We start from the raw sequence: 21135 nt of genomic DNA, 5'->3' as shown, positions 1-21135 counted from the left end.
TGACGTGACGACACGTGTCGTGCGTCACAAGGTGAACTTGGTTTCAGTTTTAGCACCTAAACGCGGCCACGTCACCCCGGGCACCCCCGACGAGGTGGGCGAGGGATATGAAACTCGATTCAACTGTGGTTAGAGTGACCGCCATGACCACCGCCACCGCGCCCACGATCGACGACGTCTCCGGCCTGGGGACCGCCCTGTCCCTGGTCGCGCCGCCCGAGTTCGAGGACGGCAACGGACACGTCAACGTCGGCCACTACTACCGGCTGCACATGGAGGCCGCCGACGCGGCCTTCACCGAGCTGGGGTTCGACGACGCCTACCGCGCTCGCACCGGACACAGCGTCTTCAGCGTGGAGCACCACATCCGCTTCCTCGACGAGTCCCTGGTCGGCGACGAGCTGTCGGTCCACCTGCGCATCCTCGGCGTCGCACCCAAGGCGATCCACGGGCTGACGATCGTGGTCAACCGCTCGCGCGGGACGATCGCCAACACCTTGGAGTTCCTCGAGCTCCACGTCGACCTCACCTCGCGGCGGACGACACCGATGCCCGAGCACCTGACAGAGGTGCTGCGGGACCGACTCCGTGAGCACGAGGCACTGCCGTGGTCGCTGCCCCTGGCCGCACCCCTGGGCGTCCGCTGAGGCGACCACTCACCCGGGCACGTCTCCGGGTCCGGAGGTCACGTCGAGGTGACCCGCCGCGGAGTCCCCGTCACGGCCGCCGCGGCGCAGGGCCCCGTCCGCATCGGACGGGGTGACTCCTTCGACGCGTGACGCGACTCAGCGGGAGCGGACGACCTTGCTCGTCGCTGCCGAGCGCACCGTGGCACTGCCGGAGTAGACGACGCGGATGCGGTGCTTGCCCTTCTTCAGCTTCGGCAGGGTGATCCGCAGGCTGCCGCCGTGCTTGGCCTGCAGCTTCCGTGTCGCGAGCCGCTTGCGGCCGTCGTACACCCGCACCGTGCCGGTGGGACGCACGCCGCGCGCCGCGATCCGCACGGTCACCGGCACGCGCTTCGTGCGCTTGACCTTCGACGGCACCGACATCCGTACCGTCGCCTTCACCTTGGCCACCGGCTGGGGCGTCGGCTTCGGGGTCGGGGTCGGCGCGACCGGCACGTCCACCGACGCCGCCCGCGAGGCACCGGCGAAGGGCCCCGAGGCCACCGTGTCCCGCACGGTCAACGTCCGACCCAGGTCCGCGGCGACGACCCGATAGGTCGCCCCCGTGCCGACCTTCGTCGCTCCTCGCCACCAGGTGATGGTCGAGCCGGCGCCGCCGTTCGTCAGACCGCGCGACTGGCCCTGCAGGACCACGCCGAGTGCCGGCGTCCCGGTGATCTTCGGCGCGCCGAGGGGCGCCGTCACCCGGGACAGGTCCAGGATGCCCGCGCCGCAGGCCGTCCGTCCCGTGGTGGTGCAGTCGAGCTCGTCGGTCGTGAGCGACGCGGTCCCGCCGCCGATCGTGCGTTGCCCGTAGGGCACGGTCGAGAACGGCTGAACCGCCGACTTCAGGCCCGGCTCGACGGCGGCAGGGCCGGTGATGCCCAGGGAGTACAGCAGTGCCGCACCCGCAGCCACGGCCGGAGCGGCCATGCTCGTGCCCTGGTAGAAGCCGTAGCCCGCCGCCGCCGGTCGCGTCGCACCCAGGTTGATGGTGGACAAGATGCCGCGCTCGGCCGACGTGGTGGGCACCTGCATGTCACCGCCGGGTGCGGCGATGTCCGCCCCCTCCCCCGCGGTCGAGTACCAGGAGCGGTGTCCGGTGTCGCTCGAGGCGGTGACGCTCACGTACCCGGCGCAGGACGCGGGCACGCTCAGGTTGAGCGGCGCGATCGCCTGGCCGGACGCGTTGCCCGCAGCGGCCACGAGCGTCACGCCGCGCGCCCGAGCCACGGTGGCGACGTCGCTGTAGAGCTCACAGTCCTGGGCGGCCTCGGCCGCCGAGTCGTACACGCCGCCGAGCGACAGGTTGACGACCTTCGCCGGCGTCGGGTTCAGGGGCACCCCGTACTCGCGCAGGTCCTCGCCGGACGCCCACAGGATCCCGAACACGATGTCCAGGTCCCAGCCGCCGCAGTGGCCCATGACGCGGACGGGCTGCACCTTCACGCCCGGCGCCACGCCGGCCACGCCGATACCGTTCCCGGCCTTCGCGGCGACCGTGCCTGCCACGTGCGTGCCGTGCCAGGAGCTGTCGGCCGTGTAGTCGGCCGGGTCGTCGATCGGGCCGAAGCACTTCGTCACCAGGCCCTCGTCGAGCCAGTCGCCCGGATCGGCCGGATCGGCGTCCCATCCGTTCCCGTCGCCGGCATTGATGTACGTGCGGTCGTAGTGGCAGGCGTCGCCGACCGGCGTGCACTCGTCGTCGACGAAGTCGTAGCCCGCGACGGTCTGGCCGACCAGGTCAGGATGCGCGGCGAGGCCGGTGTCGACGACCGCCACGACCACGGAGGGGTCGCCCTTCGTGGAGCGCCACAACGCCGGTGCCTTCGTGCTGAAGCCGCCGTTCGTCGGCAGGCCGTCGATGGTGTCGCGGGTGTCCCACAGGTTCCCCTGGATGAGGAAGTGCGGGTCGTCGACCGAGACCGGCGGCACGCTGGAGGTCGATCGCAGCCGGTCCGCGATGACCCATTCGACATCGGCACGTGCGTCGATCTCGGCGATCGCCGCATCGAGCTCGCCGACGGGCACCGGGTCCTGGAGCCGCAGGACGGACAGCCCGGCCGGCGCGCTGCTGGTCGACGCCACATCGTTGCCGTCGGGCAGCTCGGTGCGCGCGCTCCGGGCGATCGACGCACGTCGGGCGGGCGTGTCCGTGCGCGCCTTCACGATGAGGCCGCGGGCCAGGGCCGGCGCCTTCGCGCCCGCGGGATCGGTCGTGACCGACACAGCGGTGCCCGGCGGCGGACCCGACGGCGCCGCCGAGGCGCCGACGTCGACCATCACGGTGGCCGCGACAAGGACCGGAAGGACCAACAAGGGCAGGCTGCGGCGCACGGCGGTGTCCTGACGGGAGGGGACGTCTCGACGAACGAGGTGAACCTCAGCAGGTTACCGGTGCCACGGGTGTCACGTCCCCCCTTTGGCGCAGGAGATCAGCGGACGCGGACGACCTTGCTCCGCTTGGCCGCACTCACCTTGCCGCTGCCGGAGTAGACGACCCGGATGCGGTGCTTGCCCTTCCTCGTGATCTTGGGCAGCTTGATGACGACCTTGCCCTTGTTCTTGGCCTTCAGCTTCTTGACGGCGATGCGCTTCTTGCCGTCGTAGACCTTGATCGTGCCGGTCGGGCGCACGTAGGGCGCCTTGACCTTGACCGTCATCTTGGCGCGCGTGGACTTCTTGAGCTTCGACGGCAGGCCGAAGGCCAGACGAGGCTTGACCTTCACCGCGACCGAGCTCTGGTGGAAGATCCCCGGCGAGCCGTTCGTGGCGGTCGCCCGCACCGTGACGACCTTGCCGATGTCGGCCTTCGTCACCCGGTACGCGGGGCCCGTGGCGACGGCGCGGCCGGCACGGAGCCAGGTGAGCTTGACGGTGGCGCCGTTGCGCCACGCCCCCGGCGTCGCCCGCAGCGTGCCACCGGGCCGCGGCGTTCCGGTCAATCGGGGCGCACTCGTCGGAGCCTTGGCGGTCAGGACCTTGTGGGCACTGACGACACCCGCGCCACACTGGGCCACGGAGCACCCGGCCGCCCGTCGTGCAGTGGCCTTGAGTACGCGCTCGACCACGTCGGGGTGCGTGATCCCCGCCGAGTACGCGAGAGCCGCAGTGGCCGCAACAGCCGGCGCGGCCATGCTCGTGCCGTCCCACGAGGCGTAGGTGTTCGTCGCCGGCGCCTTCGCGCCGGTGTTGAACGTCGAGACGATCCCGACGCCGGGGGCCGCCACGTCGATGCCGGGGCCGTAGTTCGAGAAGCTCGCGCGCAACCCCTTTTGGTCCGTGGCGGCCACGGCGATGTAGCCGGGGCACGACGAGGGCACGTTCTGGGCGTGGTTCCGCCCGTTGTTGCCCGCCGCGGCGACGATCGTGGACCCACGCTTGCGCGCGACAGAGGCGATCTGACCGTAGAACTTGCACAGCTCCCGCACGTCCGCGGGCCGAGGCACCCACCCAGCCAGCGAGAGGTTGATGACCTTGGCGGGCGTCCGGTTGACCGGGACGGCGCCGTGACGACGGCCGTCGTAGCCGGTGACGTTCACGCCCGAGGCCCACAGGACCCCCATCGCGATGTCCCAGTCGGTGCCGCCACAGCGCCCCAGGACGCGGACCGGCTGCACCTTCACCGTGGGCGCGACGCCCACGACGCCCACGCCGTTGTTGCGCTTCGCCGCGATCGTGCCGGCGACATGGGTGCCGTGCCACGTGCTGCGGCCCTGGGCCATCCCCGCGCACTGGCCGGCGTAGTCGCGCCAGTCACCGGGGTCCGCGGGGTTGGCGTCCCAGCTGTTGCCGTCGTTGGCACTGGTGAACGAGTTGCGGTACCGGATCCGCGAGCAGGCGAGGTTGGCGCAGTCGTACTCGTCGTCGACGAAGTCGCGACCCGCGACCGACTGCCCCACCAGATCGGGATGGTTGGCGACCAGGCCCGTGTCGACGACCGCGACCCGCACGTTCGGGCTGCCGGTGGTGATGTCCCAGGCCTTGTCGGCCTCGACGCCCCAGGCGCCGTTGAGGTTCCAGAGCCGGCCGTTGGTGAAGTACGGGTCGTTCGCGGTCGCCGAGGGCAGGCGGACGCCGTTGGGGACGACCCACTCGACCTGCGGGTCGGACTCCAGCACCTCGATCGCGGCGTCGAGATCCTCGGACTCGACCTCCTCGGACAGCTCCAGCAGGCCGAGGTCGGCCGGGCCGGAGGTCGTCTCGGCCACGCCGATGTCGCTGGGCAGCTCGGCGGCGACGTCGTCGACCAGGTCGGCCACGGCACCGTCCGCGTCATCGGCGAGCTTGACGATCAGGCCGCGGGCGGGCTGGGACAACGGCGCGGTGTTCAGCGGGTCCGCAGCATCGGCCGCGACTGCTGGCAGCGAGCCCGCCGCCAGGGCGCAGGTCAGCGCCGCAGGCACGAGCAGGGTGAGTGGACGGCGCAGCCACGGCGTCATGATGGACCTTCCCCCGACAATGTCTCGCCGACCCGCTCCACGAGTGGCTCTTGATGGTAACCCGCGGGTGCGACGCGGAGGCGTCGCTGCCCGGGAACGACGAAGCGCCCACCCCAGCGGGATGGGCGCTTCGTACGAGAGGTGTTACTTGGCCTCGTCCTGCGTGGACTCGGTCGCCTCGTCGGCCGGAGCCTCGGTGACCTCAGCGGTCTCCTCGGCGGGCGTCTCGACGGTCTCGTCGGTCACGGTCTCCTCGACCGGGGCCTCCTCGACAGCCGGAGCGGCCTCGGCAGCCGGAGCGGCCTCGGCAGCCGGAGCCTTCGGCGCGGCGGCGTCGAAGTCCTTGGCCTCCACGATCTCGATGACGGCCATGGGGGCGTTGTCGCCCTTGCGCGGACCGATCTTCGTGATGCGCGTGTAGCCGCCCGGACGGGTGGCCATGGCCGGACCGATCTCCGTGAAGAGCGTGTGCAGCACGCCCTTGTCACGGATGACCTTGACGACGTGGCGGCGGTTGGCCACCGTGTCGGTCTTGGCCTTGGTGATGAGGTGCTCGGCGTACGGGCGCAGGCGCTTGGCCTTGGCCTCGGTCGTCGTGATGCGGCCGTGCTCGAACAGGCTCTGGGCCAGGTTCGCCAGGATCAGCCGCTGGTGCGAAGGGCTGCCGCCGAGGCGAGGACCCTTGGTGGGGGTGGGCATGTCGTTACTCCTGAATCAGTGGTGTCAGAGCAGTTCAGTACTGCTCGTCCTCGGCGAATCCGGCGTCCTCGTCGAACGTGTCGATGACGGCGGACGGATCGAAGCCCTGCGGGCTGTCCTTGAGCGACAGACCGAGCTCGGCGAGCTTGGCCTTGACCTCGTCGATCGACTTCGACCCGAAGTTGCGGATGTCCAACAGGTCCTGCTCGCTGCGCGTGATGAGCTCACCCACGGTGTGGATGCCCTCGCGCTTGAGGCAGTTGTAGGAACGGACGGTGAAGTCCAGGTCCTCGATCGCCAACGCGAGGTCGGCGGCCAGCTGCTCGTCCACCGGCGACGGGCCGATGTCGATGCCCTCGGCCTCGACGTTGAGCTCACGGGCCAGGCCGAAGAGCTCGACCAGCGTCGAACCGGCCGACGCGATCGCGTCGCGCGGCAGGATCGAGGACTTGGTCTCGACGTCGATGATCAGCTTGTCGAAGTCGGTGCGCTGCTCGACACGGGTGGCCTCGACCTTGTAGGTGACCTTCAGGACCGGGCTGTAGATCGAGTCGACCGGCATGCGGCCGATCTCTTCGTCGCCCGTCTTGTTCTGGACGGCCGAGACGTAGCCGCGGCCACGCTCGACGACCAGCTCGATCTCGAGACGACCCTTGTCGTTGAGCGTCGCGACGTGCAGGTCCGGGTTGTGGACCTCCACGCCGGCCGGCGGCGTGATCGCCGCGGCGGTGACGTCACCGGCGGTGTCGGCCCGCAGGTACATGACCACGGGCTCGTCGATCGTCGACGACACGACGAGGTTCTTGAGGTTGAGGATGATCTCGGTGACGTCCTCGGTGACGCCCTCGATGGTCGAGAACTCGTGGAGGACACCGTCGATCTTGATCGAGGTGACGGCCGCACCCGGGATCGACGACAGCAGCGTACGACGCAGCGAGTTGCCGAGGGTGTAACCGAATCCGGGCTCGAGGGGCTCGATGACGAACCGCGAACGGAACTCGTCGACGACCTCTTCGGACAGAACGGGGCGCTGTGCGATCAGCATGATGCATCTTCCTTTCCGGTCCCACCGCTATATGAGGGCCGGGTTGGTGGAGGTTGGTGAAGGATCAGATCTTCGAGTAGAACTCGACGATGAGCTGTTCCTGGATCGGAACCACGATCTGCTCGCGCACGGGCTTGTTGTGCACGAGGATGCGGCCACGATCGGGCGACACGTCGAGCCAGCCGGGCACCGTGTCGGCGTCGTGGGTCTCACGAGCGACGATGAACGGCGTCGTGTCCAGGCTCTTGGTCTTGACGTCGATGATGTCGTGCTTGCTGACCTGGAACGACGGGATGTTCGTCTTCACGCCGTTGACCAGGAAGTGACCGTGGGTCACCAGCTGGCGGGCGTGACGACGCGTGCGGGCCAGGCCGGCACGGTAGACGACGTTGTCGAGGCGGCTCTCGAGCAGGATCAACAGGTTGTCACCGGTCTTGCCGGGACGACGCGAGGCGAGCTCGTAGTACTTGCGGAACTGCTTCTCGAGGACGCCGTAGGTGTAACGCGCCTTCTGCTTCTCCTGCAGCTGGGTGCGGTACTCCGACTCCTTGACGCGGGTGCGGCCATGCTGGCCGGGCGCGTACGGACGGCGCTCGAAGGCCTTGTCCCCACCAACGAGGTCGACGCCGTAACGGCGCGACTTCTTGGTGAGAGGTCCGGTGTAACGGGCCATGGGTGATTACTCCTTGAAGAAAGTCGACGCGTCAGAGACGACGGTGCTTGGGCGGACGGCAGCCGTTGTGGGGGCTGGGGGTCACATCAGAGATGGTGCCGACCTCGAGGCCGACGCCGCTGAGCGACCGGATCGCCGTCTCTCGTCCCGAGCCGGGGCCCTTGACGAAGACGTCGACCTTCTTCATGCCGTGGTCCATCGCCTGACGTCCGGCGGCCTCGGCGGCCATGCCGGCGGCGTACGGAGTCGACTTGCGCGAGCCCTTGAAGCCGACGGTTCCGCCGGAGGCCCACGCGATCACCGCACCGCTGGGGTCGGTGATCGTCACGTGCGTGTTGTTGAACGTGCTCTTGATGTGGGCTTCGCCCTGAACGACGTTCTTCTTCTCCTTGCGGCGCACCTTCTTGGCGCCGGAGTTCTTCGGGGGCATCGGCTACCTCACTTCTTCTTTCCGGCGACGGTGCGCTTGGGGCCCTTGCGGGTGCGCGCGTTGGTCTTGGTGCGCTGGCCGCGAACGGGCAGGTGCGCACGGTGACGGCGGCCCTGGTACGAGCCGATCTCCATCTTGCGGCGGATGTCCGCGGTGACCTCGCGGCGCAGGTCACCCTCGACCTGGAAGTTCGCCTCGATGTAGTCACGGAGCGCGACGAGCTGGTCGTCGGTCAACTCGTGAACACGGGTGTTGGGGTCGATGCCGGTGGCGGCGAGGGCCTCGACCGCACGAGTGCGGCCGATCCCGAAAATGTACGTGAGTCCGATCACCACGCGCTTTTCGCGCGGCAGATCCACTCCGAGGAGGCGTGCCATGTGCTGGCAGTTCCTTTCGGTTCGGCAGAGGTGTCGTCACCTGGGGCATCCCGATCGCCTCGATCGGGCTCCGGCCTCTGCGCCGGAGGTGACACCCGGACTCCGTCGTGGACGGGGCCCGGATGAGCCATCAGATGTTCAGGGTGCTGCGTTGAAGAAGAGGGTTTTCTGATTCAGCCCTGGCGCTGCTTGTGGCGCGGGTTCTCACAGATCACCATGACGCGGCCGTGGCGACGGATCACCTTGCACTTGTCACAGATCTTCTTCACGCTCGGGTTGACCTTCATCGAGAAGCTCTCTCTTCGGTACGAACTGAACGTGGGGGATGTGTAGTTGTCACTTGTAGCGGTAGACGATGCGACCGCGGCTGAGGTCGTAGGGCGAGAGTTCCACCACGACACGGTCCTCGGGGAGGATCCGGATGTAGTGCTGGCGCATCTTGCCGCTGATGTGTGCCAGGACCTTGTGGCCGTTGGCCAGCTCGACCCGGAACATCGCGTTGGGCAGGGCCTCGACGACCGCGCCCTCCATCTCGATGACGCCTTCTTTTTTCGCCATACACCTCAACTTCTTCGTATCGACTGTTCGACCAGGCACGCGCACGTGTCCCCACCCGTTCCCGGGTTTGCCATTGGGCATGGGGATACGGCCCGACTAGGCCGACACACAAGTCTACGTCGAAGGGGGCCCCGGACTCAAATCGGGCCTCGGAAGCGGGTTCAGACACCCCAGGTGGTGCCGGCCTGCAGGACCGCGGCGTCGAGCGCCTGCGACCGCAGACCGGTGATCTGCTGGTACTCGGGATCGGCCACCATCTGGCTGAACGCCTCGCGCGAGGGGTAGCGGACCAGCAGCACGGCGTCCCACGGCCAGTCCTGCGGGACGACCAGCGCGGTGGACAGGTTGCCCGCGTGGACGACCTCGCCGCCGACCTTGGCCAGGAACGGACCGACCCGCTCGCTGTACTCGCGGTAGGACGCGATGCCGTCCTCGCGGAACTGCAGCAGGTTCAGCATCACGACGGGACCACCGGGGTCCTCGGCCAGGAATCGCTTGAGGTCCGCACCGGTGGGATCGACTGCCATGGGCCGACTCTAGGGCCTTCAGCCCAGCCCTGTGATGAGTGCGCGATGGAAGGCACTGCCGCGCTCGAGCGTCTCGATCGCGACCTTCTCGTTCGGGGCGTGGATCGAGTCGCGCTGCGCCCGGGTCATGTGCAGCGGGGCGAAGCGGTAGACCGAGTCGCTGATGCGGGTGAAGTGACGCGAGTCGGTGCCTCCGGTCTGCACGTACGGCACGACATGGATGTCCGGGCCCAGCACCGCGATGGCATCGCCCAGGGCCCGCCACGCGTCGTTGTCGGTCCGCGACACCGGGGGCGGATCGTCGCCGTCGACGCGCTCGACCTCGACGTCGAGACCTCGGAGCAGCCGCTCCAGGCGCGTCACCAGCTGCTGCTTCGTGTCGCCGATCGCGAGCCGCACGTTGACGTTCGCGCGCGCCTCGGTGGCCAGGACGTTGCGGGCGGGACTGCCGCTCAGCTGGGTCACCGCCATCGTGGTGCGCACGATCGCGCCGGTCTCCTTGCCCAGCCGGGCGAGCAGCTCGGCCACCGGGCGGTTGGCCCGACGTGCGCGGCGCAGCACGGCACCGGCCGGGCGCGGCACGAGGTCGGCCAGGGCGTCCAGCATCTGCAGGACGGGATCGGACAGGTGCGGGGTCGCGGGATGTCGCTCGAGCCGCACGACGGCGCGGGCGAGCCGGGCGGTGGCGCCGTGGCGGGACGGCGTGGACGCGTGCCCTCCCCCGCCGCGTGCCAGCAGGCCGACATCGACGCTGCCCTTCTCGACGATCGCGACCATCGCGGTGAGGGCCGAGACGCCGGGCAGGGCGTCGTCGACGACCGCGCCGCCCTCGTCCGAGACGAGCCACGGCCGGACGCCGGCGGACTCGAGGTGGTACACCACGTCGGACGCGCCGCGACCGAAGACCTCCTCGTCGGCGCCGAACGACAGGTACACGTCGCGGGCGGGCTCGAACCCCTCCGCCAGCAGGGACTCGACGGCCTCGGCGATGCAGACCAGCGGGCCCTTGTCGTCGAGCGCGCCGCGGCCGTGGACGAAGCCGTCCTCGAGGGCCCCGGAGAAGGGGTCGCGATCCCACTGCTCGGCCGGTGCGGGGACGACGTCGTAGTGCGCCATGAGCACCAGCGGATCGGCCGACGTGCGACCCGGCCACCGGAACAGCAGGGTGCCGCCCTCGAACTCGGTCAGCTCCAGTGACCCGTGCAGCTGCGGGTAGAGCCGCGCGAAGGTCTCGCGGAAGGCGACGAACTGCGCCTCGTCGCGCTCGTCGGGCGCAGAGACGGTGCGGCAGGCGATCAGCTCGGCCAGTCGCTCGGCTGCGGTCATCGTTCCAGCTCCTCTTCTCGTGCCACCGGATCGGCGAAGGCCAGCCGAGGGACGAACCTGAGCCCGATCGCCGCCACGAACGCCGTGGCGGAGCAGACGATCCAGACCGTGTAGTACCCCGAGAGCGAGGCGGCCGTCGCGTGCGTCGCCCCGGCGGCCAGGGCGACCCCGAAGATGCACGAGGCGAAGGAGCCGCCGATGGTCTTGGTCGTGTTCGTCAGGCCCGTGGCCACGGCCGTACGACCCTCGGGTGCGGCCGCTGCGGCGGCCGCCGGCAGGGCCGCGACGAGCGCACCCGAGCCCAGCCCGGCGACGATCATGCAGGCGGCCATCTGCAGCACCGACCCGTGCAGGGCCAGCAGGGCCGCGTACCCGACCCCGACCAGCGTGGCGGCACCGATGAGGCACGCCCGAGGACTCGACCGCTGACTGATCCGGGCGAACAGCAGGGCGCCCACGAGCATCGAGAACACGTAGCCGCCGATGATCGGGGCCACGGACGTGGAGTCCAGACCGAGGCCGTAGCCATGGACCTCCGGATCGGTCTGCGCGAAGGTCGACAACGGGATCTGCGCCCCGAGGACACTGACCCCGAACAGCAGGGCCGTGAACTGGACGGGCCACATCGCGGGCTGTCGCATGACCCGCAGATCGATGATCGGGTCCGGCGTCCGCAGCTCGTGGCGGCAGAACGGGACCAGGGCGAGCGCTCCGAGCACGATCGCCGTCCACGGCCACGGCGAGCCGGCACCCCACACCCGCACGAGCGACAGACCTCCCGTCACCAGCAGCAGGCTCGCGCTGATCCAGGCCAACCCCGGCCCGTCGAGGCTGCCGGGCTGGACCTCGTGTCCGCCCGGGACGAACCCGATGATCACCACCACCACGGCGACGGTCAGCACCGCCGGCACGGCCAGGACCATCCACAGTGCGTCGAACACCGCCGACGTGGCGCCCGCCGAGAGGGCGCCCGCGATGGCACCGGCCTGCAACGCCGCGACGATGACGCCCGTCGCGCGACGTGTCGCGGCGGCGCGCATCGGCCGGCCGATGCTGCGCCGGTAGATCAGGGCGACCTCGAGCGGCAGCCAGACCGTGAACACGCCCTGCAGGGCCCAGAAGACCAGGTACGTCTCGAAGCTCGAGGACAGGGCGATCCCCCACGTCGCCACTGCGGTCAGCCCGGCCGACCAGGCCAGGACCCGCTGGTGCCCGATCAGGTCGCCCAGCTTCGACAGCGGCGGCACGCACAGCGCCGACAACAGCAGCTGCGCCGCCTCGAACCAGTTCACGTCCGCGTCGTTGATGTCGAGGTGCCGGGCGATGTCGGTGGCCAAGGGCGTGTAGTACCCCTGCAGGAACCCGCTGACGAACTCGACGAAGACGAGGGCGCCGACGAGTCCGGCACCGACCGAGGCGGTCCGCGATCGAGTCATGCGGTCACGCTAGCGGCGCGCCGGGTCCGACGGTCGCCCTTCCCGACGCTCCTGCCCGGCCACGCTGCGCCGGTCGTGCACGAGCCGCGACAGGACGATGGACGTCTCGGTCTGGCTGACGTTGGCCGCCCCCGCCCGGATGCTCTCCAGGGCCTGCTCCAGGTCGCGGACGTCCTCCGCGACGAGGTGCAGCATCGCGTCGGCCGCTCCGGACACGGTCGCCGCGGCGTGGACCTGCGGGACCTGCAGGAAGGCCTCGCGCAGGACGGCGGGCGAGATCGTGCCCTGGCAGTGGACCTCGACGTACGCCTCGGTCGTCCAGCCGCGATGGTGCGGGTCCACGACGACCGTGAAGCCACTGATGACACCGGTCTCGACGAGGCGGTCGACGCGGCGCTTCACGGCCGGTGCCGAGAGTCCCACGCGAGAGCCCAGCGCGGCGAAGCTCGCGCGGCCGTCCTCGGTGAGTGCCTCCAGCAGGTCACGATCGATCTGGTCCAGGCTCATGCCCGAAACGTACCAAAGGTCAGGGCGCGGAATGCGCAACGAATCATCGGTCAGAGGCAGGAAAGATCGATGGTTCGATCGTCCGGCGCTCCTTAGGATCGAGGAATCGACCGAGGGAGTCCCATGGCCCAGATCCTGACGACGCCACGGGCCGTCGCGCCCCGCGCGGCGCGCACCCGGCACTACGTGATGTGCCCGCCCACGCAGTTCGACGTCGTCTACGCGATCAACCCGTGGATGGATCCCACGGTGGCCGTCGACTCCGTGGCGGCTCGGCTCCAGTGGCAGGAGCTCCACGACACCTACCTGGGGCTGGGTCACCGCGTCGACCTGCTCGACCCGGTCCCGGGCCTGCCGGACATGGTGTTCGCGGCCAACGGCGCCGTCTCGATCGGCACGCGCACCTACGGCGCGGCCTTCGCATTCCCGCAGCGCCAGGCCGAGGCGCACGCCCACGTCGACTTCCTGCGCGGCACCGGGCGCGAGGTCAGCCGGCCGGCCCACGTCAACGAGGGCGAGGGCGACTTCCTCGTCCTGGCCGACGTCGTCCTGGCCGGGACCGGGTTCCGCACCAGCCGGGACGCCCACGCGGAGGCGGCAGCCGCGCTGGGCCGTCCCGTCGTGTCCCTGGACCTGGTCGACCCGCGTTTCTACCACCTCGACGTCGCCCTGGCCGTCCTCGACGACGGTGGCGGAGAGGCACCCGCGGACATCGCGTGGTTCCCCGGCGCGTTCAGCCGACGGAGCCGGCGGACCCTACGCCGCCTCTTCCCCGGGTCCTGGGAGTGCTCCGAGGCCGACGCACTGGCCTTCGGACTGAATCTGGTCAGCGACGGCTGGAACGTGGTGCTCCCCCGCGAGGCCACCGATCTCGCGTCCGCCCTGGTCCCCCGCGGCTATCGCCCGGTGCCGGTCGCGCTGACGGAGTTCGTCAAGGGCGGCGGCAGCGTCAAGTGCTGCACCGCCGAGCTGCACCGCTGAGCGGACTCAGACCTCGTCACCGGAGTCGGCGTTGACGACTCGCCACGAACCGTCGACGTGCTCGAGGCTCCAGACGTCCTCGGGATCCTTCGGCCAGTCGACCGTCACCGTCGCACTGGTCTCGACGACCTCGGTCGTCATGGGCACCGCCCGGAGGTCGACGCCTCCGGCGGACCAGCGGCCCTCCTGCTCGTGGACGTCCCCGCACTCGACCTGCTCGGGCAGGAGCACGGTCTCCTTGACCGCGTCGCAGTCGCCGGCGTCGGCCGCCACGAGATAGTCCCGGAGCGTCGCCTCGGCAGCGGCCCCCGACGGACTCGGGGTGGTCGCCGGCCGGTCGGGGTCGTCGCCGCGATCGGCGCAACCGGCCAGCAGCACGGCGCCGAGCACGACCGGGGTCAACCACGAGATGCGCATGCGCCCAGTCTCTCCCACACCCGAGATTTGCTCCCAATTCCACCTTTCAATCGATCTGAAAGGTGGAATTCGGAGCACATCTCGCCCGCAGTGAGGTCAGGCGGGCTCGGCGCACGGGACGCCCAGCTCGGCGAGGCGGGCGGCGCCGCCGTCGAGCGCGGTGAGCACCCAGACACCCTCGGTCGTGACCGTGATGGAGTGCTCGTGGTGTGCCGCCCAGGTGCCGTCGGTGGTGACGGCGGTCCAGTCGTCCTCGAGGATCTCGGCGCGCGAGGTGCCCAGCGTGATCATCGGCTCGATGGCCAGCGCCATGCCCAGCGTGATCTTGGGACCCTTGCCGCGACGCCCGGCGTTCGGGACGTCCGGCGCCTGATGCATCTCGGAGCCGATGCCGTGCCCCGTGAAGCCCTCGGTGATGCCGTAGCGGCCTTGGCTGCGGACGTAGGACTGGATCGCGTGGGAGATGTCGCCGACGCGCCCACCGATGCGCGCGGCGGCGATGCCCCGCCACAGGGACTCCTCGGTGACGCGATTGAGCTCGGCCACCTCGGGTGCGACCTCGCCGACCGGGACGGTGATCGCGGCGTCGCCGTGCCAGCCGTCGACGACCGCGCCGAAGTCGATCGAGATGAGATCGCCTTCGGCCAGCACCCGGTCGCCCGGGATGCCGTGGACGATCTCGTCGTTGACCGAGGCGCAGATGACCCCGGTGAACCCGTGGTAGCCCAGGAAGTTCGAGGTCGCGCCCTCGGCGGCGAGACGCTCGCGCGCCAGGGCGTCGAGGTCCGCCGTCGAGACGCCCGGGGCCACGGCGGCCCGCAGCACCTCGAGGGTGCGGCCGACCACCAGACCCGCCTGGCGCATCGTGGCGAGCTGCTCGGGGGTCTTCAGCTCGATGGACTCGCCGAACACGGGGACTCCTCGGACCGGATCAGGACGGCAGAGCGTCGGCGATGCGGCGACCGACCTCTTCGGGGGTGCCCATGCCGTCGACCTCGATCAGCAGACCGCGGTCGCGGTACACCGCGAGCAGCGGCTCGGTCTCGGCACGGTAGACGTCCTGGCGGTGCCGGATGACGTCCTCGGTGTCGTCGGAGCGACCGCTGCTCTTGGCCCGCTCGAGCAGACGCGCGATCAGCTCGTCCTCGACCACGGTCAGCGCGATGACGCCGTCGAGCTTGGAGTCCAGCGCGCCGAGGATGTCGTCGAGCTTGGCGACCTGGTCCAGCGTGCGCGGGTAGCCGTCGAGCAGGAACGACTCGCGGGCGTCGTCCTGGGCGAGCCGGTCGGCGACCATCGCGTTGGTCACCTCGTCCGGCACGTACTCGCCGGCGTCCATGTACCGCTGCGCGGTCTGACCGAGCTCGGTCTGCTGCGCCACGTTGGCGCGGAAGATGTCGCCGGTCGAGATGTGAGCACCGCCGATGCGCTCGGCGAGCGCCACCGCCTGCGTGCCCTTGCCCGCCCCGGGCGGACCCATGATGAGGAGTCGCGTCACTTCAGGAACCCTTCGTAGTTGCGCTGCTGCAACTGGCTTTCAATCTGCTTCACGGTGTCCAGACCGACGCCGACGATGATCAGGATCGTCGTGCCGCCGAACGGGAAGTTCTGGTTGGCGCCCACCAGCGAGATCGCCAGCATCGGGATGAGCGCGATCAGGCCCAGGTACAGGGCACCGGGAGCCGTGATGCGCGAGAGGACGTACGCCAGGTAGTCCTGGGTGGGCTTGCCGGCGCGGATGCCCGGGATGAAGCCGCCGTACTTCTTCATGTTGTCGGCGACCTCCTCGGGGTTGAAGGTGATCGACACGTAGAAGTACGTGAAGAACACGATCAGCAGGAAGAACATCGCCATGTAGAGCGGGTGCTCGCCGGTGACGAGGTGATCCTGGATCCACGTGGAGGCCGGGGAGCCCTGGTTGAAGTTGACCCACAGGACCGGCAGGTACATCAGGCTGGAGGCGAAGATGACCGGGATGATGCCGGCCTGGTTCACCTTGAGCGGGATGTAGGTCGACGAGCCGCCGAACATCCGGCGACCGACCATGCGCTTGGCGTACTGCACCGGGATCCGGCGCTGGGCCTGCTCGATGAAGATGACCAGGGCGACGACGGCCAGGCCGACGGCGATGACGATGGCGAAGGTGGTCCAGCCCTGGCCCTGGCGGATGTTCCACATCGCACCGGGGAAGGTCGCGACGACCTGGGTGAAGATCAGGACGGACATGCCGTTGCCGACACCGCGATCGGTGATGAGCTCGCCGAACCACATGATCACGGTCGTGCCGGCGACCATCGTCAGGACGATGAGCAGATACGACGCCAGACTGTCGGGGCGGTAGAGCAGCGGCAGGTTGCAGGCGCCCTGGAACAGGTCGCCACTGCGGGCCAGCGCCACGATGCCGGCAGCCTGCAGGATCGCCAGGCCGACCGTCAGGTAGCGGGTGTACTGCGTGATCTTCGCCTGACCGGACTGGCCCTCCTTCTTGAGGGCCTCCAGCCGCGGGATCACGACGACGAGCAGCTGCAGGATGATGCTCGCGGTGATGTAGGGCATGATGCCCAGCGCGAACACGGTCAACTGCAGCAGGGCGCCGCCGGAGAAGACGTTGATGAGGGCGAACAGGCCGGCGTTCTCGCCGCCGGCGGCCTGGTCGACGCACTGACGCACGTTGGCCACGTTCACGCCCGGAGCGGGCAGCATGGAGCCGAGCCGGAAGAGCACGACGATCCCCAGCACGAAGAGGATCTTGCGACGCAGTTCAGGTGTCCTGAACGCGTTCACGAAGACTTTGAGCACGGACTTCCTCCCGCTTCACGGCTTGACGCCGTCTGACTGTAACAGTGAGCGAAACGGGCGGGCTCTCCCCATGGGGAGAACCCGCCCGACGTTCGCTTCCGACTACCGAACTACCGCGTCAGGACGCGGTGACCGAGCCGCCGGCGGCCTCGATCTTGGACTTGGCCGAGGCCGACACCTTGTCGACGGTCACCTGGACCGCGACGTCGATGTCGCCTCCGCCGAGCACCTTGACGGGCTTGCCCTTGCGGACGGCGCCCTTCTCGATGAGGGACGGCACGTCGACGGCACCGCCATCGGCGAAGAGCTCGCCGATACGGCCCACGTTGACGACCTGGTACTCGACCCGGAACGGGTTGGTGAAGCCCTTGAGCTTCGGCAGGCGCATGTGGAGCGGGACCTGGCCACCCTCGAAGCTGGCGGACACCTGGTAACGGGCCTTGGTGCCCTTGGTGCCACGACCAGCGGTCTTGCCCTTGGAGCCCTCACCACGACCCACGCGGGTCTTGGCCTTCTTGGCGCCCGGGGCCGGGCGCAGGTGATGCAGCTTGATCGCCATGATCAGTCCACCTCCTTCACGGAGAGAAGGTGCGGGATGGTGTTGACCATGCCGCGGATTTCGGGACGGTCCTCGACGACCTTGACGTCGCCGATGCGCTTGAGCCCGAGCGAACGCAGCGTGTTGCGCTGGTTCGACTCACGGCCGATCGCGGACCGGATCTGGGTCACTTCGATCTTGCCCATCAGACGGTCGCCTCCGTTTCTCCGTACTTGACCTTGCCGGCCCGGATGAGGGCCGCAGGAGCAACTTCCTCGACGGTCAGGCCGCGGCGCTGAGCCACGTCCTCGGGCGACTCCAGCAGACGCAGAGCCTCGACCGTCGCGTGGACGATGTTGATCGCGTTGGAGGAACCGAGCGACTTGCTCAGGACGTCGTGGATGCCAGCGGCCTCCAGCACGGCGCGGACCGGACCACCGGCGATGACGCCGGTACCGGGGGACGCGGGGCGCAGGAAGACGACACCGGCGGCCTTCTCACCCTGCACGGGGTGCGGGATGGTGCCCTGGATGCGCGGGACGCGGAAGAAGGACTTCTTCGCCTCCTCGACACCCTTGGCGATGGCCGTCGGGACTTCCTTGGCCTTGCCGTAGCCGATACCGACCTGGCCGTCGCCGTCACCGACGATCACCAGCGCGGTGAAGCTGAAGCGCCGGCCGCCCTTGACGACCTTGGCCACACGGTTGATCGTGACGACCTTCTCGATGTAATTGGACTTGTCGGCGTTGCGGTCGCCGCGGCCTCCGCGACGCTCGCCACCCTGTCGGCGCGTGCTCATGCGGCACTCCCCTTGTTCGTCGTGATGGTCATCAGAAATCCAGCCCGTTCTCGCGGGCGCCGTCAGCCAGCGCGGCGACGCGACCGGCGTACTTGTTGCCGGCGCGGTCGAAGACCACCGCGTCGATGCCGGCGGCCTTGGCGCGCTCGGCGAGCAGCTCGCCGACCTTCTTCGCCTTGGCCGTCTTGTCGCCGTCGAACGAGCGCAGGTCCGACTCCATGGTGGAAGCCGAGGCCAGCGTGTGGCCCTCCAGGTCGTTGACGACCTGGGCGACGATGTGCTTGCTCGAGCGGGTGACGACCAGACGAGGACGCTCGGCCGAACCCTGGATCTTCTTACGACCGCGGATCTGGCGACGCTGACGCGACGCGACCCGACCTGCGGTGTGCTTGGCGTGCTTGATCGAGATTGCCATGGCTTACTTACCAGCCTTTCCGGCCTTGCGCAGGATGCGCTCTCCCGCGTACCGAACGCCCTTGCCCTTGTACGGCTCCGGCTTGCGGATCTTGCGGATGTTGGCGGCGACCTCGCCCACGGCCTGCTTGTCGATGCCCGAGACGGTCAGCTTGGTCGGACCCTCGACGGTGAACGTGATGCCCTCGGGTGCCGTGAACGGCACCGGGTGGCTGAAGCCGAGGTTGAGCTCGATCTCCGACGGGCCCTTGGGGAGCACGCGGTAACCGACACCCACGATCTCGAGCTTCTTCTCGTAGCCCTCGGTGACACCGATGACCATGTTGTTGACCAGCGTGCGCGACAGGCCGTGAAGGGCCTTGCTGCGACGCTCGTCGTTCGGACGCTCGACCGACAGGGCGCCGTCATCGTCCTTGCGAACGGTGATCGGCTCCGCGACAGTGTGCGAGAGCTGGCCCTTGGGGCCCTTGACGGTGACGGTCTGTCCGTCGATGTTGACCTCGACGCCGGAAGGTACGGCGACGGGGAGCTTGCCGATGCGCGACATGTTCAGTCTCCTCTCGTCACCAGACGTAGGCGAGGACTTCCCCACCCACTCCGTTGTTGTTGGCCTGACGGTCGGTCTGCAGACCCTGGCTCGTGGAGATGATCGCCACGCCCAGGCCGCCGAGGACCTTCGGAAGGTTGTTGGACTTGGCGTAGACACGCAGGCCCGGCTTGCTGATGCGGCGGATGCCGGCGATCGAGCGCTCGCGGTGCGGTCCGTACTTGAGCGTGATGGTCAGCGTCTTGCCGACCTCACCCTCGGGGGCGTCGGCCACGGCGTAATCGGTGATGTAGCCCTCCTGCTTCAGGATGGCGGCGACGCCCTCCTTGAGCTTGGAGTGCGGCATCGTCACGGCATCGTGGTACGCCTGGTTGCCGTTGCGGACACGCGTCAGCATGTCCGCGATCGGATCGGTCATCGTCATAACAGTGGTGTTCCGTTTCTCGCTGCGGTTTCCGTCTCGTGCTCGCCGGCCGGGGCCTGCGGGTGGGAGGGGACCTGCTGCGGTTGGGTGGTGGTGATTACCAGGAGCTCTTGGTCACGCCGGGCAGCTCGCCGCGGTGCGCCATCTCCCGCAGGCAGATACGGCACAGGCCGAACTTGCGGTAGACGGAGCGGGGACGGCCGCAGCGCTGGCAGCGCGTGTAGCCGCGAACGCCGAACTTCGGCGTGCGAGCCTGCTTGACCTTCAGACCGGTCTTCGCCATGTCAGTTCTCCTTGTACGGGAAGCCGAGCAGCTTGAGCAGCGCGCGGCCTTCGTCGTCGTTGGTGGCCGTCGTGACGACCGTGATGTCCATGCCCCGGCTGCGATCGATCTTGTCCTGATCGATCTCGTGGAACATGACCTGCTCGGTCAGACCGAACGTGTAGTTGCCACGGCCGTCGAACTGCTTGGGCGAGAGCCCACGGAAGTCGCGGATACGGGGCAGCGCGAGCGTCAGGAGACGGTCGAGGAACTCCCACATGCGGTCGCCACGCAGCGTGACGTGCGTGCCGATCGGCATGCCCTCACGCAGCTTGAACTGGGCGATCGACTTGCGGGCCCGGGTGACCTGGGGCTTCTGGCCGGTGATGGCCGTGAGGTCCTTGATGGCACCCTCGATGAGCTTGCCGTCGCGGGCCGCCTCACCGACGCCCATGTTGACGACGATCTTGGTCAGGCCGGGGACCTGCATGACGTTGTCGTAGTCGAACTGCTCGCGCAGCGCGGCGACGATCTCCTCGCGGTACTTCGCCTTGAGGCGGGGACCGGTGGTGGTGGCCATCTCAGATCTCCTTTCCGGTCTTGCGGCTGATACGGGTCTTCTTGCCGTCGATGACGCCAGAGCCGACCTTGGTGGTGGTCTTCTCACCGTCGGCGTCGACGACGAGCATGATGTTCGAGACGTGGATCGCAGCCTCGGCGGTGATGATGCCGCCCTCGGCTCCGGCCTGTCCGGCGCGCGTGTGCTTCTGCACCCGGTTGACGCCTTCCACGATCACGCGGTCGTTCTCCAGGACGGCGATGATCTTGCCCTCGACGCCCTTGTCCTTACCAGCGATGACCTTGACCTGGTCACCCTTGCGAATTCGAGCCATCTCAGAGCACCTCCGGAGCGAGCGAGATGATGCGCATGAACTTCTTGTCGCGCAGCTCGCGGCCCACGGGGCCGAAGATGCGGGTTCCACGCGGGTCGCCGTCAGCCTTGAGGATCACGGCGGCGTTCTCGTCGAACTTGATGTACGAACCGTCGGGACGGCGGCGCTCCTTGACGGTGCGCACGATGACCGCCTTGACGACATCGCCCTTCTTGACGTTGCCTCCGGGGATCGCATCCTTGACGGTGGCGACGATCGTGTCGCCGATACCGGCGTAGCGACGACCGGAGCCACCGAGAACGCGGATGCAGAGGATCTCCTTGGCACCCGTGTTGTCGGCGACCTTGAGTCGCGACTCCTGCTGAATCATCTG

Annotated in this window: 29 protein-coding genes and 1 pseudogene; 3 read left to right on the top strand and 27 right to left on the bottom strand. The window is 68.9% G+C overall.

Translation table 11 applies throughout. The annotated features are described in order from the left end of the window. Nucleotides 1-143 precede the first annotated feature (143 nt). Nucleotides 144-647 carry a thioesterase family protein gene (locus H9L21_RS02540; RefSeq protein ID WP_187411727.1) on the top strand — a complete coding sequence of 168 codons (504 nt, stop codon included), beginning with the start codon at nt 144-146 and terminating at the stop codon, nt 645-647. 45 nt (nt 648-692) lie between these two features. After that, nucleotides 693-779 (top strand): annotated as a pseudogene (locus H9L21_RS15585) (hypothetical protein); the annotation flags it as partial. Between the two features lie 6 nt (nt 780-785). Here H9L21_RS15585 and H9L21_RS02530 read toward each other — a convergent pair. The 13 genes from H9L21_RS02530 to H9L21_RS02470 form a co-directional block, all read right to left on the bottom strand. Then, nucleotides 786-3005, bottom strand: coding sequence for a S8 family serine peptidase (locus H9L21_RS02530; RefSeq protein ID WP_154595824.1), 2220 nt, complete (start codon nt 3003-3005; stop codon nt 786-788). Between the two features lie 98 nt (nt 3006-3103). Beyond that, entirely contained in the window at nt 3104-5110 is a 2007-nt protein-coding gene (locus tag H9L21_RS02525) for a S8 family serine peptidase (RefSeq protein WP_154595825.1), read from the bottom strand. 144 nt (nt 5111-5254) lie between these two features. Next, nucleotides 5255-5809: a 50S ribosomal protein L17 gene (rplQ, locus tag H9L21_RS02520; RefSeq protein ID WP_154595826.1), complete on the bottom strand. Its 555-nt coding sequence runs from the start codon at nt 5807-5809 to the stop codon at nt 5255-5257. Nucleotides 5810-5843: 34 nt separating this feature from the next. After that, nucleotides 5844-6854 carry a DNA-directed RNA polymerase subunit alpha gene (locus H9L21_RS02515; RefSeq protein WP_154595827.1) on the bottom strand — a complete coding sequence of 337 codons (1011 nt, stop codon included), beginning with the start codon at nt 6852-6854 and terminating at the stop codon, nt 5844-5846. Between the two features lie 64 nt (nt 6855-6918). Further along, nucleotides 6919-7527 (bottom strand): 30S ribosomal protein S4, encoded by a 609-nt coding sequence (rpsD, locus tag H9L21_RS02510; protein WP_154595828.1) that lies wholly within the window; start codon nt 7525-7527, stop codon nt 6919-6921. Nucleotides 7528-7558: 31 nt separating this feature from the next. Then, a complete protein-coding gene (rpsK, locus tag H9L21_RS02505) occupies nt 7559-7957 on the bottom strand; it encodes a 30S ribosomal protein S11 (protein ID WP_078699099.1) in 399 nt (132 codons plus the stop codon). A gap of 8 nt (nt 7958-7965) precedes the next feature. After that, on the bottom strand, nt 7966-8334 hold the full coding sequence (rpsM, locus tag H9L21_RS02500; RefSeq protein WP_154595829.1) for a 30S ribosomal protein S13: 369 nt from the start codon (nt 8332-8334) through the stop codon (nt 7966-7968). Between the two features lie 173 nt (nt 8335-8507). Further along, entirely contained in the window at nt 8508-8621 is a 114-nt protein-coding gene (rpmJ, locus tag H9L21_RS02495; protein ID WP_008361054.1) for a 50S ribosomal protein L36, read from the bottom strand. 49 nt (nt 8622-8670) lie between these two features. Next, a complete protein-coding gene (gene infA, locus H9L21_RS02490) occupies nt 8671-8892 on the bottom strand; it encodes a translation initiation factor IF-1 (protein WP_007078610.1) in 222 nt (73 codons plus the stop codon). Between the two features lie 161 nt (nt 8893-9053). Further along, complete coding sequence (locus H9L21_RS02485; RefSeq protein WP_154595830.1) at nt 9054-9419, bottom strand: DUF1330 domain-containing protein; 366 nt, start codon at nt 9417-9419, stop codon at nt 9054-9056. An 18-nt stretch (nt 9420-9437) separates the two neighbouring features. Beyond that, entirely contained in the window at nt 9438-10745 is a 1308-nt protein-coding gene (locus H9L21_RS02480) for a M20/M25/M40 family metallo-hydrolase (protein ID WP_154595831.1), read from the bottom strand. Then, the gene (locus H9L21_RS02475; RefSeq protein WP_154595832.1) at nt 10742-12181 is read right to left on the bottom strand and encodes an MFS transporter; all 1440 of its coding nucleotides are present in this window, start codon (nt 12179-12181) and stop codon (nt 10742-10744) included. Before H9L21_RS02475 ends, H9L21_RS02480 begins: the two co-directional genes overlap by 4 nt. A 9-nt stretch (nt 12182-12190) precedes the next feature. Continuing rightward, nucleotides 12191-12688 carry an Lrp/AsnC family transcriptional regulator gene (locus H9L21_RS02470; protein WP_154595833.1) on the bottom strand — a complete coding sequence of 166 codons (498 nt, stop codon included), beginning with the start codon at nt 12686-12688 and terminating at the stop codon, nt 12191-12193. A 123-nt stretch (nt 12689-12811) separates the two neighbouring features. Here H9L21_RS02470 and ddaH point away from each other — a divergent pair, with 123 nt between their 5' ends. Beyond that, nucleotides 12812-13669: a dimethylargininase gene (gene ddaH / locus H9L21_RS02465; RefSeq protein ID WP_154595834.1), complete on the top strand. Its 858-nt coding sequence runs from the start codon at nt 12812-12814 to the stop codon at nt 13667-13669. Nucleotides 13670-13675: 6 nt separating this feature from the next. On the opposite strand, the gene H9L21_RS02460 is transcribed toward ddaH, so the two are convergent. The 14 genes from H9L21_RS02460 to rplN form a co-directional block, all read right to left on the bottom strand. After that, on the bottom strand, nt 13676-14086 hold the full coding sequence (locus H9L21_RS02460; protein ID WP_154595835.1) for a nuclear transport factor 2 family protein: 411 nt from the start codon (nt 14084-14086) through the stop codon (nt 13676-13678). A gap of 96 nt (nt 14087-14182) precedes the next feature. Beyond that, nucleotides 14183-14998 (bottom strand): type I methionyl aminopeptidase, encoded by an 816-nt coding sequence (gene map, locus H9L21_RS02455; RefSeq protein ID WP_187411726.1) that lies wholly within the window; start codon nt 14996-14998, stop codon nt 14183-14185. Between the two features lie 19 nt (nt 14999-15017). Continuing rightward, nucleotides 15018-15584 carry an adenylate kinase gene (locus H9L21_RS02450; RefSeq protein ID WP_255467142.1) on the bottom strand — a complete coding sequence of 189 codons (567 nt, stop codon included), beginning with the start codon at nt 15582-15584 and terminating at the stop codon, nt 15018-15020. Further along, nucleotides 15581-16885, bottom strand: a complete 1305-nt coding sequence (secY, locus tag H9L21_RS02445; RefSeq protein WP_187411725.1) for a preprotein translocase subunit SecY — start codon at nt 16883-16885, stop codon at nt 15581-15583. The genes H9L21_RS02450 and secY overlap by 4 nt, the downstream gene beginning before the upstream one ends. A 118-nt stretch (nt 16886-17003) precedes the next feature. Next, nucleotides 17004-17444, bottom strand: coding sequence for a 50S ribosomal protein L15 (rplO, locus tag H9L21_RS02440; protein WP_154595836.1), 441 nt, complete (start codon nt 17442-17444; stop codon nt 17004-17006). 2 nt (nt 17445-17446) lie between these two features. Beyond that, nucleotides 17447-17629, bottom strand: a complete 183-nt coding sequence (gene rpmD / locus H9L21_RS02435) for a 50S ribosomal protein L30 (RefSeq protein ID WP_146825764.1) — start codon at nt 17627-17629, stop codon at nt 17447-17449. Next, nucleotides 17629-18222 (bottom strand): 30S ribosomal protein S5, encoded by a 594-nt coding sequence (gene rpsE, locus H9L21_RS02430; RefSeq protein WP_154595837.1) that lies wholly within the window; start codon nt 18220-18222, stop codon nt 17629-17631. The genes rpmD and rpsE overlap by 1 nt, the downstream gene beginning before the upstream one ends. Nucleotides 18223-18253: 31 nt before the next feature. Beyond that, the gene (rplR, locus tag H9L21_RS02425) at nt 18254-18637 is read right to left on the bottom strand and encodes a 50S ribosomal protein L18 (RefSeq protein ID WP_154595838.1); all 384 of its coding nucleotides are present in this window, start codon (nt 18635-18637) and stop codon (nt 18254-18256) included. A gap of 3 nt (nt 18638-18640) precedes the next feature. Then, nucleotides 18641-19183 carry a 50S ribosomal protein L6 gene (gene rplF / locus H9L21_RS02420; protein WP_154595839.1) on the bottom strand — a complete coding sequence of 181 codons (543 nt, stop codon included), beginning with the start codon at nt 19181-19183 and terminating at the stop codon, nt 18641-18643. Nucleotides 19184-19199: 16 nt separating this feature from the next. Next, nucleotides 19200-19607, bottom strand: coding sequence for a 30S ribosomal protein S8 (rpsH, locus tag H9L21_RS02415; protein ID WP_154595840.1), 408 nt, complete (start codon nt 19605-19607; stop codon nt 19200-19202). Nucleotides 19608-19704: 97 nt separating this feature from the next. Beyond that, on the bottom strand, nt 19705-19890 hold the full coding sequence (locus H9L21_RS02410; RefSeq protein WP_154595841.1) for a type Z 30S ribosomal protein S14: 186 nt from the start codon (nt 19888-19890) through the stop codon (nt 19705-19707). Between the two features lies 1 nt (nt 19891). Beyond that, a complete protein-coding gene (gene rplE, locus H9L21_RS02405; RefSeq protein WP_154595842.1) occupies nt 19892-20449 on the bottom strand; it encodes a 50S ribosomal protein L5 in 558 nt (185 codons plus the stop codon). A gap of 1 nt (nt 20450) precedes the next feature. Continuing rightward, nucleotides 20451-20762, bottom strand: coding sequence for a 50S ribosomal protein L24 (gene rplX, locus H9L21_RS02400; RefSeq protein ID WP_154595843.1), 312 nt, complete (start codon nt 20760-20762; stop codon nt 20451-20453). A gap of 1 nt (nt 20763) precedes the next feature. Further along, complete coding sequence (gene rplN, locus H9L21_RS02395) at nt 20764-21132, bottom strand: 50S ribosomal protein L14 (protein ID WP_019143636.1); 369 nt, start codon at nt 21130-21132, stop codon at nt 20764-20766. Between the last annotated feature and the right edge of the window lie 3 nt (nt 21133-21135).

The organism is Aeromicrobium senzhongii (genome assembly GCF_014334735.1).
Taxonomy (GTDB): domain Bacteria; phylum Actinomycetota; class Actinomycetes; order Propionibacteriales; family Nocardioidaceae; genus Aeromicrobium; species Aeromicrobium senzhongii.
Note: the sequence above shows the minus strand (reverse complement) of the source record. Positions and strands in the feature narration are given on the sequence as shown.

Bases quoted from the DNA above. Each gene is read 5' to 3' on its own strand.
- H9L21_RS02540 (WP_187411727.1), top strand. From the start codon at position 144: ATGACCACCGCCACCGCGCCCACGATCGACGACGTCTCCGGCCTGGGG.
- H9L21_RS02525 (WP_154595825.1), bottom strand. From the start codon at position 5,110: ATGACGCCGTGGCTGCGCCGTCCACTCACCCTGCTCGTGCCTGCGGCG.
- rplQ (WP_154595826.1), bottom strand. From the start codon at position 5,809: ATGCCCACCCCCACCAAGGGTCCTCGCCTCGGCGGCAGCCCTTCGCAC.
- H9L21_RS02515 (WP_154595827.1), bottom strand. From the start codon at position 6,854: ATGCTGATCGCACAGCGCCCCGTTCTGTCCGAAGAGGTCGTCGACGAG.
- rpsD (WP_154595828.1), bottom strand. From the start codon at position 7,527: ATGGCCCGTTACACCGGACCTCTCACCAAGAAGTCGCGCCGTTACGGC.
- rpsK (WP_078699099.1), bottom strand. From the start codon at position 7,957: ATGCCCCCGAAGAACTCCGGCGCCAAGAAGGTGCGCCGCAAGGAGAAG.
- rpsM (WP_154595829.1), bottom strand. From the start codon at position 8,334: ATGGCACGCCTCCTCGGAGTGGATCTGCCGCGCGAAAAGCGCGTGGTG.
- rpmJ (WP_008361054.1), bottom strand. From the start codon at position 8,621: ATGAAGGTCAACCCGAGCGTGAAGAAGATCTGTGACAAGTGCAAGGTG.
- infA (WP_007078610.1), bottom strand. From the start codon at position 8,892: ATGGCGAAAAAAGAAGGCGTCATCGAGATGGAGGGCGCGGTCGTCGAG.
- H9L21_RS02485 (WP_154595830.1), bottom strand. From the start codon at position 9,419: ATGGCAGTCGATCCCACCGGTGCGGACCTCAAGCGATTCCTGGCCGAG.
- H9L21_RS02480 (WP_154595831.1), bottom strand. From the start codon at position 10,745: ATGACCGCAGCCGAGCGACTGGCCGAGCTGATCGCCTGCCGCACCGTC.
- H9L21_RS02475 (WP_154595832.1), bottom strand. From the start codon at position 12,181: ATGACTCGATCGCGGACCGCCTCGGTCGGTGCCGGACTCGTCGGCGCC.
- H9L21_RS02470 (WP_154595833.1), bottom strand. From the start codon at position 12,688: ATGAGCCTGGACCAGATCGATCGTGACCTGCTGGAGGCACTCACCGAG.
- ddaH (WP_154595834.1), top strand. From the start codon at position 12,812: ATGGCCCAGATCCTGACGACGCCACGGGCCGTCGCGCCCCGCGCGGCG.
- H9L21_RS02460 (WP_154595835.1), bottom strand. From the start codon at position 14,086: ATGCGCATCTCGTGGTTGACCCCGGTCGTGCTCGGCGCCGTGCTGCTG.
- rplO (WP_154595836.1), bottom strand. From the start codon at position 17,444: ATGGCGATCAAGCTGCATCACCTGCGCCCGGCCCCGGGCGCCAAGAAG.
- rpmD (WP_146825764.1), bottom strand. From the start codon at position 17,629: ATGGGCAAGATCGAAGTGACCCAGATCCGGTCCGCGATCGGCCGTGAG.
- rpsE (WP_154595837.1), bottom strand. From the start codon at position 18,222: ATGAGCACGCGCCGACAGGGTGGCGAGCGTCGCGGAGGCCGCGGCGAC.
- rplR (WP_154595838.1), bottom strand. From the start codon at position 18,637: ATGGCAATCTCGATCAAGCACGCCAAGCACACCGCAGGTCGGGTCGCG.
- rplF (WP_154595839.1), bottom strand. From the start codon at position 19,183: ATGTCGCGCATCGGCAAGCTCCCCGTCGCCGTACCTTCCGGCGTCGAG.
- rpsH (WP_154595840.1), bottom strand. From the start codon at position 19,607: ATGACGATGACCGATCCGATCGCGGACATGCTGACGCGTGTCCGCAAC.
- H9L21_RS02410 (WP_154595841.1), bottom strand. From the start codon at position 19,890: ATGGCGAAGACCGGTCTGAAGGTCAAGCAGGCTCGCACGCCGAAGTTC.
- rplE (WP_154595842.1), bottom strand. From the start codon at position 20,449: ATGGCCACCACCACCGGTCCCCGCCTCAAGGCGAAGTACCGCGAGGAG.
- rplX (WP_154595843.1), bottom strand. From the start codon at position 20,762: ATGGCTCGAATTCGCAAGGGTGACCAGGTCAAGGTCATCGCTGGTAAG.
- rplN (WP_019143636.1), bottom strand. From the start codon at position 21,132: ATGATTCAGCAGGAGTCGCGACTCAAGGTCGCCGACAACACGGGTGCC.